The following is a 7,996-nucleotide window of genomic DNA, read 5'->3' as shown; positions in this document are numbered from 1 at the left end:
CGGTGTGAAGGAGGCTGCGTTCCTTGAAAGAATAAGGGTTGGGGGAATGAGGGATAGCCCCGCCGCGTACTTTGATCAGCAGCCCGTTTTGCGCCAGCGACTCCAGGTCGCGGCGGACGGTATCTTCCGAAACCTGCAAATCGGTGCTTAGCTCTGTCTGGAGCACTTTCTTATCTGCATTCAGTTTCCTGAGGATGTAATCCAGCCTTTCTTCTTTCAGCATTACTTGCGGTTTCTTGCAAATTTATGCCATAAATAGCAATAAATAGATTTTTCAATTGAAAAATGTTGCATAAATTTGCATCAAATAGCAGAATATGGCAAAGAAACGCATAGCAATTGACATGGACGGGGTGATGGCTGATCTGAACCAGCATTATTGCGACTGGTACTTCGAGCGCACGGGCGAGCGGGTGACCAAGGAGCAGCTGCACGGGTTGCCGGAAACGACGGGATTCCCGCAGGAGGGGATCGTGCATCATTTCCTGCATACGCCTGGATTTTTCCGTACTGCGCCGGTGATGGAAGGCAGCCAGCAAGTGATTTTAGACCTGATGGACCGCTATGAAGTATTCATCGTATCCGCGGCCGTAGAGTTCCCGCAATCGCTGGCGGAAAAAATTGACTGGCTGAAAGAACATTTTCCTTTTATCAGCTGGAAAAATATCGTATTCTGCGGTCTGAAAACTATCGTAAAAGCCGACTTTATGATCGATGATTACGACAAGAACCTCCGGTACTTTGAAGGCGAGCGCCTTTTGTTTACCGCTCCCCACAACGTACATTACGAAGATTACAACCGTTACGACACCTGGGATGATGTGGCGAAGTTTTTCGCCGCGCAGCAGGAACCGGCGGTTCCCAACATCGCTTAAATAGAATGGACATATACCCAAGACAATTGGGTAAGGAAAGATGGGCCGGCAACTCCTTGCCGGCTATTTTTTTGTCGTTTTAACTTTCTTATAACAGTTCAATTTTTTATTTTCGGGCCTTGTCAAAATTTTAATTCCCGTTTTACGGGATGACATTTTTCCTACGTGAACTTGTATCTGATCCATTCAATTTCATTTAGTATGACAACCAGCGTAACAACCAAAACACCAACAGCCAATTACTTCACGGCCGCAACGGTCAACACCGGCGGCACAGCGCCCATCGGCATTTCCAACACCTGTAAGCCTTCGGCCCGCACGAGACGGGTTCCCTCCAGCTTTCAACATTTTTATTTTTCAGGCGATCGTTTGCCCTCGTTTTGCAACTTGTACACCCGGCAAACCTGATGCATGACGCCAGGATGTAACTGACCGTCTCCGCATGCCGGGACGGTACGAACTGTTTATGCCAATTCATTATCCATTTTAAAATAGCAATTCCATTTTTATGTCAGCGCATTTCAATTATCTGCGGGCTTTTTCTATTGTAGTATGTTGCATTGCTTGTCTTGTTCCCGGTGCTTACGCACAAAAGCAATCCGGCCGGTCGGCCTTCACGGCCAGGCTGGTGAACATCGAATCCACGTTGAAGGAACCATTCCGCTTTAACGCTTCGCTGTATAACGGCAGCGGGCGAACGCAACTGTATGAATTCCAGGCATTGGCCCCGGCGGGCTGGAATGCGGTTTTCAGGACCGAAGGCAGCCAGGTGGCCGGCCTGCGGCTCGACTCCGGGCGTACGCAGGAAATCTCGGTTGAGCTGTCCGCCCCGCCATTGGCTAAGCCGGGCAAGTTCAAAGTGCCGGTGATTGCTCTCAGTGCCGGTGATACTTTGCGGCTGGAGCTGGAGGCCGTAGTAAAAGGCAGCCACAGCGTCGAGCTGTCCACGCCTACCGGCCGCCTCAGCGACGAAATCACGGAAGGATCGAAGAAACAGATCCTGCTGACGGTGAAAAATACCGGCACCCTGCCGCTGGAGGGCCTGGAACTGACTTCCCAGGCTCCTGCGAACTGGAGCGCTTCCTTCGAGCCTTCCCGGATCGACAGGCTGGAACCAGGGAAAACCCAGCAGGTGACGGCCATGCTGAACGTTCCTGACAAGACCATCGCCGGCGATTATGTCACCAATTTCACCGCCAGGAATGAGCAGGCCAATTCCGCCGCCGCATTTCGCATGACGGTCAAAACCTCGCTGCTTTCGGGCTGGCTGGGCATCCTGGTGATTCTCTGTTCGGCGGGCATCGTGTATTACCTCATTCGCAAATATGGAAGAAGATAGTATGGACCATCCTATAATTCAACTGGAAGGATTAACCAAATATTACGGCCGCGTGAAAGCGGTGGACAATCTCTCGTTGCAGATCGGGAAAGGGGAGATATTCGGCCTGATCGGGCCGAATGGCGCGGGGAAAACTACTACTATCCTCATGTTGCTGGGCCTGACGGAGCCTTCGGCCGGCAAGGCCATGGTTTGCGGCATCAATGCCACCCGTCACCCGATACCGGTTAAGCGCAAAGTAGGCTACCTGCCCGACAGCGTGGGGTTTTACGACAATCTCACCGCATTGGAAAACCTGCAGTTCATCGGCCGGCTGAACGGCATCCCGGAGCATGCGATCACTGACCGGGCGCGGAAGACGCTGGCGCTCGTGGGGCTGGAAAAGGAAATGCATAAAAAGGCAGGCGCCTTCTCCCGCGGGATGAAGCAGCGGCTGGGTCTGGCGGACCTGTTGGTCAGGGAGCCGGAAGTCATGATCCTCGATGAACCCACCCTGGGCATCGACCCCGCCGGTATCCGCGAATTCCTCGAATTGATCCGGCAACTCAGCCGGCAACAGGGGCTGACCGTCCTGTTATCGTCCCATCACCTGCACCAGATGCAACAGATCTGCGACCGGGTGGGCATTTTCGTGGAAGGCCGGCTCCTGGTGGAAGGGAATATCGACACCATATCCAGCAGGTTATTCGGGAAAGAACCGTATGTGATCACGGTGACGGTCCGGGAGGATTTGTCGGCGCGCCCGGCCCTGGAGCAGCGGTTGCGGAGTATCGAAGGGGTGCAGGGCGTGAAGGTGGCGGGGCATACGGTAGAGTTGTCGTGCCGGATGGAGATTACGCCGGAGGTAGTGCGGCTTGTGGTGCAGGAGGGGCTGGGCGTCACTGCGGTGCAGCGCAAAGCCTACGGCCTGGATGAAATCTACCAGCGTTATTTTGAAAGCAATCCAAAAATGAGTGAAACCCATGGAAAAGTCCAGCATGTTTATCAATAAGATCCTGCCTGCCCGCCAACCGGGCCCTGTGAGCCCGTTCCGGGTGATCGTGCGAAAGGAGGTGGGCGACCATATCCGCAGCTGGCGCTTTATCGTGATGCTGCTGCTGATCCTGTTCACATTCGCCGGCGCGATGTATGTTTCGTTGTCCAATATCCGGCAGGCGGTAGCGAATTCCGGCGATCCGGACCATCTGTTCGTGTACCTGAAACTGCTCACTACGTCCGATAATTCGCTGCCGACCTTCCATATTTTCATCAGCTTCCTGGGGCCTTTGCTGGGTATCGCGCTGGGCTTCGACGCGGTGAACGCGGAGCGGAGCAACGGAACGCTGATCCGCCTGGTAGCGCAACCGGTGTACCGCGACAACCTGTTGCTGGCGAAGTTTTACGGCGCCTTGCTGGTGGTGGGCGTATTGTTCCTCTCGCTGGTGCTGTTGATGATTGGCGGGGGGCTGCTGTTTACCGGCGTGCCGATAGAACTGGCGGAATGCCTGCGGGTGATGGCATTTGTAGTGCTAAGCGTGGTGTACGTGGCATTTTGGCTGAGCCTGTCGATCTGCCTGTCGGTGCTTTTCCGCTATGCGGCTACGTCAGCGCTCACCGCCATCGGGATATGGTTGTTTTTTACGGTGTTCTACCAGATCATCGTGAACATGATCATGCGCTCGATCGTGCCGGATGCGGCTTATCTGCCGGAGGAAAGCGTGATTTCATTTAACAACCTGTTCCTGTCGCTGATGCGGATCGCGCCGAGCCAGTTATACACCGATGCGGCCACTACACTGCTCATGCCCTCGGTACGCAGCCTGGGGCCGCTCACGATGGAGCAGATGGCGGGGGCTATTCCCGCGCCGTTGCCTTTCAGGGAAAGCCTCATGATCGTCTGGCCGCAACTGACGGGATTGATCGCGGCTACCACGGCTTGTTTCGCTTTGTCGTACTGGCTGTTTATGAGGAAGGAGATCAGAACCTGACCGAAGAGATATACCAGCGCGGCAACAGGAGGTTCGTCCCCTTGTTGCCGCGCTGCGTTTTACTGGTTGCCCGGCAGCTTTTTGATTCGGATGTTCCGGAAATCGATGGGCTGGCCTTCGCTTTGCAGGGCGATGTGCCCTGAGGTGAGGGGTTTGCCATCCACTTTCTGTGCGGGATCGTAGCGGTTGGCTACTTCGCCGCCTATGGAGGGCTTGCTATACTGCAGCACCGTATCTCCATTGATGATATGCTGGATAAGGGAGTCGCCATGCACGATGAGCTCCGCTTTCACCCATTCACCCTTTTCATACGTTTTGGAACTGGAATTGATGCAATGCTGGGTATTGAATTTGCCTTTATATACGATGTTGGTGCCGGGTGAGCACATGTTGCCCGTTGGGCGCGGCTGGCCGTCGCCCAGGCCCGCCAGGAACTGCATTTCTACCGATATCGGCCAATCCTGCTCCACCGGCATGGTGCGCGGGTCCTGTGAATGGAACATCACGCCGCTGTTGAGGATGGTGTAGGAAGGGGCGGTTTTTTCCCATTCGCCGGTGAACCGGTATTCCAGCTGCAGGTGGTAATGGGAGAAGGGCGTATCGTAATACAGGTGCCCGTATTGTTCGTTGAAATCGCCGTATTGGTCGTACCGCACCTGGATGATGCCGTCTTTCACCCGGAACGTATTCCCGAAGTTTTTGCCCACGGGGTGGTGATGGATCTTGACGGTCCAGTTTTTCAGGTTTTTGCCGTTGAACAGCGAAATCCATTCGCCGTCGCCGGGAGCGGGGGAGGAAGCAGTGAGTGCAACGAAGGCCAGGAGGCCGATCCAGAGTTTTTTCATGACGTTAAAAGAGTAGATCGGCGTCCAAAATAAGCAATTACTTCTTTTTCTTCTTCTTTTTTGCGGCCTTCATCGCGGCTTCGTGCTGTTCGATGAGCAGCTGCACGTTTTCGTTGGGTACTTCTTCAGAAAACTGGATGGTGGCGTCGTATTCCGATCTGGTGATGGTCATTTCCTTCACGGGCTTGCCGATATATTCGTGGATAGCGTCGAGCAGGGGTTTTTCTTCCGGGCTGCAGAAGCTGATGGCCTGGCCTTTCTGCGTGCCGCGGCCTGTACGGCCGATGCGGTGCACGTAGCTTTCGGGGTCTTCCGGCAGGTCGTAATTCACGACGTAGTCGACGTTGGGGATATCGATCCCGCGGGCGTTCACGTCTGTTGTCACGAGGAGCATATTTTCGCCTTTGCGGAACTCGGTCATAACCGCTAAACGGTCGCCCTGTTCTTTGCCGCCGTGCATGGCGAGGCTCTTGATGCCGACGCGCTCCATGGCCGCCACTACGCGCTCGGCCCTTACTTTCGTGCGGACGAACACCAGGATTTTCTTATCGGGGAACTCGCGCACGAGGCGCTCGAGGAAAAAGCGTTTATCGTCCATGCCCACATATGCCACGGCGTGACTGATGTTTTTGGACACGGGGTCTTCCGGCGAGATCTGGATACGAATGGGATTGCGGACTACGGAATAGGCGAGGTCTTTAATATGTTCGTCGATCGTGGCGGAGAAGAAAAGCGTCTGGTGGTTGGAAGGGATATGCTTAATTACGTCGCGGATATCACGGATAAAGCCGAGGTCGAGCATATGATCGGCTTCGTCGAGGATGAGGGTTTGGACGTGGGAAAGGTCGAGATGCCCTTGTGCGCGGAGGTCGAACATTCTGCCGGGAGTGGCGATGAGAATGTCTACCCCTTTATTGAGTTTTTTGATTTGTGCTTCAGCATCCACGCCGCCTACGAGGCCGAGGATATCTACCGGCGTGTATTTCCCGAGTTGCTTGAACACGTCTGCGATCTGGAGGGCGAGCTCGCGGGTGGGCACCATCACGAGGCACTTTACTTCGCCGCGGGTGCGTTGCGAACGGTGCCGCTGCTGCATGAGCTGCAATACGGGGATGGCGAAGGCGGCCGTTTTGCCCGTACCGGTTTGTGCGATGGCCAGTACATCATCGCCCTTCAGGATGGAGGGGATGGCTTTATATTGAATATCTGTCGGCCTTTTGAAGCCCAGGTCTTCCAGGCTCCGCTTCAGCTCTTCGGAGATGCGGTATTGTTCGAATTTCATGCGGCCACAAAGGTAGGCAAATTCCCTCAGGGTGCGGGAGATGGTTGTGAGATGATGCAAACCACGGGCGCGGGCGCCAGTTTTTTGAACAGCACGTCCCGGATCACGTACCCGCCTTTTTCGAGCTGATTGGTTATCCGCTCCGCGAAGCCCTGCGCCGTTTCCATCCCCGCAGTGGGCGGCGGCTGGTGGAAGACGTACAAGGCGCCCAGCGGCGCCAGGTAATCGCGGATCAGGGAAAGCTCTTTTTCCGCATCATTCAGGAATATGTTGACGTTGAAAGCGAATATCTTATCATAACGCTGGCCGAGCGCGGTCTGGCAAAACGACTGGTGGATGAAATCGGCCTCCAGCCCTTCGTTCTTCCGCTGCGCCTTGTCGATCATGGCCCGCGATGCGTCGACGGCCGTTATGGTGCCGGTTTTGAGCTGCGGCGCTATCAGGGATACGGCAATGCCATGCCCGCATCCGATTTCGAGGATATGGTCGTCCGGGTCGATATGGAGCATTTCAACTGCCCAGATAAATCTGTCGTTCACTTTCATGCTGGTATGCGAATGTTGGGATATAAATATATTAAAATTTTACACTATGTAGGCCGCAGTGCGATTTGGTTGATACTCAATGAATATACGGAAAAATTTCCTGCCGGGTTGCGCTATGATGATGAAGGAATAATAGGAAAGGGTGAATAAAAATGGCCGCCCCGGGATGGGAGCGGCCTATTAAGTACGGGTGGAAAGAGGTTTACACCCAGCGGTCTGCGAACGCCTGTTCGAAGTCCTGCTTATATTTTTCCGGGATGCGGTTTTCGCGCATGCAATTGGGTTCCAGGCTCGGGAAGATATCCTCGAAGGTGCGCACTTCGTTCATAAATACTCGGCGGTAGATATGGGAGCGGGTGAGCTTTTTGTAATCGTCGATCCCGGCGGCGCCCATCAGTTCCACGAAGGTTTTGAGCGTGTCTTCATGGTAATTGGCCACGCGCTGTTTTTTATCGGCTACCACGAGGCCTACCGACAGGGCGGGGTCCTGGGTGGCAACGCCGGTCGGGCACTTGTTGGAGTTGCACAAAAGCGCCTGGATGCAGCCGAGGGCCATCATCATGGCGCGGGCGCTGTTGCAGCCGTCGGCTCCGAGGGCTACGGCGCGCACGAGGTGCCATCCGGAGAGGATCTTGCCGGAAGCGATCACTTTAATATGGTGCCGGATATTGAAGCCGATGAGCATGTTATGCACGAAAGCGAGGCCGTCGAGCAGGGGAGCGCCCACGTGGTTGCTGAATTCCTGGGGCGCCGCGCCAGTGCCGCCTTCGCCGCCGTCGACTGTGATGAAGTCAGGATAAATATCCAGCTCGATCATGGCCTTGCAGATGCCGATGAATTCGCTTTTGCGGCCGATGCACAGTTTGAAGCCCACGGGCTTTCCGCCGGAGAGCTCGCGCATGCGGTGGAGGAAAAGCACCAGCTCCTTCGGGTTATTGAACGCCGAGTGGTACGGGGGCGAATAAATGGTGGTACCGGGCTTTACGTGGCGGATGGCCGCGATCTCGGGCGTGTTCTTTTTGGCCGGGAGGATACCGCCGTGACCGGGCTTGGCGCCCTGGCTCAGCTTCAGCTCGATCATCTTGATTTGGGGCAACTGTACGGTTTGCCGGAAAACCTCGTCGGAGAAATTCCCTTCATCGT

General features: G+C 55.0%; 9 protein-coding genes. 4 read left to right on the top strand and 5 right to left on the bottom strand.

Translation table 11 applies throughout. From position 1 onward, the window contains the following. Window positions 1-223: DeoR family transcriptional regulator (locus tag Q0510_RS00100; protein WP_298707115.1), on the bottom strand; the 223-nt coding region annotated here is incomplete at its 3' end. Between the two features lie 94 nt (window positions 224-317). Here Q0510_RS00100 and Q0510_RS00095 point away from each other — a divergent pair. The 4 genes from Q0510_RS00095 (at window position 318) to Q0510_RS00080 (ending at window position 4,181) form a co-directional block, all read left to right on the top strand. Further along, entirely contained in the window at window positions 318-875 is a 558-nt protein-coding gene (locus Q0510_RS00095; RefSeq protein ID WP_298707113.1) for a 5'(3')-deoxyribonucleotidase, read from the top strand. 508 nt (window positions 876-1,383) lie between these two features. Further along, a complete protein-coding gene (locus tag Q0510_RS00090) occupies window positions 1,384-2,214 on the top strand; it encodes an NEW3 domain-containing protein (protein WP_298707111.1) in 831 nt (276 codons plus the stop codon). A 1-nt stretch (window position 2,215) separates the two neighbouring features. Beyond that, entirely contained in the window at window positions 2,216-3,205 is a 990-nt protein-coding gene (locus tag Q0510_RS00085) for an ABC transporter ATP-binding protein (RefSeq protein WP_298707110.1), read from the top strand. Beyond that, window positions 3,177-4,181 carry an ABC transporter permease subunit gene (locus Q0510_RS00080; RefSeq protein ID WP_298707108.1) on the top strand — a complete coding sequence of 335 codons (1,005 nt, stop codon included), beginning with the start codon at window positions 3,177-3,179 and terminating at the stop codon, window positions 4,179-4,181. The genes Q0510_RS00085 and Q0510_RS00080 overlap by 29 nt, the downstream gene beginning before the upstream one ends. Before the next feature lie 59 nt (window positions 4,182-4,240). On the opposite strand, the gene Q0510_RS00075 is transcribed toward Q0510_RS00080, so the two are convergent. From Q0510_RS00075 to Q0510_RS00060, 4 genes are all read right to left on the bottom strand, one after another. Further along, window positions 4,241-5,026, bottom strand: coding sequence for a DUF1080 domain-containing protein (locus tag Q0510_RS00075; protein ID WP_298707106.1), 786 nt, complete (start codon window positions 5,024-5,026; stop codon window positions 4,241-4,243). A gap of 37 nt (window positions 5,027-5,063) precedes the next feature. Then, window positions 5,064-6,308 carry a DEAD/DEAH box helicase gene (locus Q0510_RS00070; RefSeq protein WP_298707104.1) on the bottom strand — a complete coding sequence of 415 codons (1,245 nt, stop codon included), beginning with the start codon at window positions 6,306-6,308 and terminating at the stop codon, window positions 5,064-5,066. Window positions 6,309-6,334: 26 nt separating this feature from the next. Further along, window positions 6,335-6,847 carry a trans-aconitate 2-methyltransferase gene (locus Q0510_RS00065; protein WP_298707102.1) on the bottom strand — a complete coding sequence of 171 codons (513 nt, stop codon included), beginning with the start codon at window positions 6,845-6,847 and terminating at the stop codon, window positions 6,335-6,337. A 208-nt stretch (window positions 6,848-7,055) separates the two neighbouring features. Next, window positions 7,056-7,996, bottom strand: a 941-nt coding sequence (locus Q0510_RS00060) for an FMN-binding glutamate synthase family protein (RefSeq protein WP_298707100.1), incomplete at its 5' end; no start/stop codon positions are given.

The sequence above is a fragment of the uncultured Chitinophaga sp. genome (assembly GCF_937874145.1).
Lineage (GTDB): Bacteria > Bacteroidota > Bacteroidia > Chitinophagales > Chitinophagaceae > Chitinophaga.
Note: the sequence above shows the minus strand (reverse complement) of the source record. Positions and strands in the feature narration are given on the sequence as shown.

Bases quoted from the DNA above. Each gene is read 5' to 3' on its own strand.
- Q0510_RS00095 (WP_298707113.1), top strand. From the start codon at position 318: ATGGCAAAGAAACGCATAGCAATTGACATGGACGGGGTGATGGCTGAT.
- Q0510_RS00090 (WP_298707111.1), top strand. From the start codon at position 1,384: ATGTCAGCGCATTTCAATTATCTGCGGGCTTTTTCTATTGTAGTATGT.
- Q0510_RS00085 (WP_298707110.1), top strand. From the start codon at position 2,216: ATGGACCATCCTATAATTCAACTGGAAGGATTAACCAAATATTACGGC.
- Q0510_RS00080 (WP_298707108.1), top strand. From the start codon at position 3,177: ATGGAAAAGTCCAGCATGTTTATCAATAAGATCCTGCCTGCCCGCCAA.
- Q0510_RS00075 (WP_298707106.1), bottom strand. From the start codon at position 5,026: ATGAAAAAACTCTGGATCGGCCTCCTGGCCTTCGTTGCACTCACTGCT.
- Q0510_RS00070 (WP_298707104.1), bottom strand. From the start codon at position 6,308: ATGAAATTCGAACAATACCGCATCTCCGAAGAGCTGAAGCGGAGCCTG.